Annotated in this window: 1 protein-coding gene; it reads left to right on the top strand. The window is 41.9% G+C overall.

Annotated elements, in window-relative coordinates:
• Positions 1-189: 189 nt before the first annotated feature.
• Positions 190-989, top strand: an 800-nt coding sequence (locus ACTNB3_RS17800; protein WP_441027289.1) for a transposase, incomplete at its 3' end; no start/stop codon positions are given.

Genomic DNA, 989 nt, shown 5'->3' with positions numbered 1-989 from the left:
GGGGAGACTGTCTGAAAACTAGGACAGCCAGCACATCGCATAACTAATAGGTTGAACCACCTGTTTTGGGTGTTTGACATAAATAAATTTGCACATTGAAAACTGAATAAAGCGCACACAATACAAGACTTTTAACAGCATTTAGAGTATAATGACAGTAGATTGAATTGATATTTGAGGTGAAGAATTATGCCATATGTACAGACGTTTGACCGTACACAGATGATGATGTGTTCATGGGACTCTTTTGTGGATCCGGAAAGTATTGCACGACTGATCGATGCTTTTGTGGACAGCCTTGATCTGAAAAAATATCATGTCAGGGAAGCTGCAACAGAAGGCAGGCCGTCTTATGATCCAAGAGGAATGTATAAGCTGTATATTTATGGCAGCCGGAAAGGAATCCGTTCTTCACGGAAACTGGAAGACAGCTGTAAAGTAAATCTTGAGGTTAAATGGATGATGGGCGGTGCAGAGCCTGATTTTCGCACGATTTCTGAGTTCAGAAAGGTAAACATTGACAGCCTGAAAGAAATCTTCCATGAATTTAACCGCCGGATTTCCGGTGCAGTGGAATGGGGTTTCAGTTCTATTGATGGAAGTAAGTTTCTGGCAAATAATTCAAAAGACAATAACTTTACGAAGAATAAGCTGGATGACAGGATCAAGTGGCTGAATGCCCATACGGATGAATATCTGCGTATTTTAAAGGAAATGGATGAACGGGAAGATCAGGAGGAAACACCGGAGAATCTTACCCGCGAGATTATCGAGACAAAACTCAAAGAAGCAAAGGAACGCCTGGAAAAATATGAAGGCTACCAGAAACTGATGGAGGAGACCGGTGCTTCACAGCTGTCAGTTACAGATGCGGATGCAAGACTGATGAAAAATAAGAACGGTTTTGCAGTTGCATATAACCCGCAGACTGCTGTTGATTCGGAAACACACCTGATCAGAGACTTTGCAATGACAAATCAGGTTACTGA

It is taken from the genome of Bariatricus sp. HCP28S3_D3 (genome assembly GCF_052065755.1).
Taxonomy (GTDB): Bacteria; Bacillota; Clostridia; order Lachnospirales; family Lachnospiraceae; genus Allocoprococcus.
The sequence above is the reverse complement of the archived record's forward strand: the minus strand, read 5'-3'. Positions and strand labels throughout refer to the sequence as shown.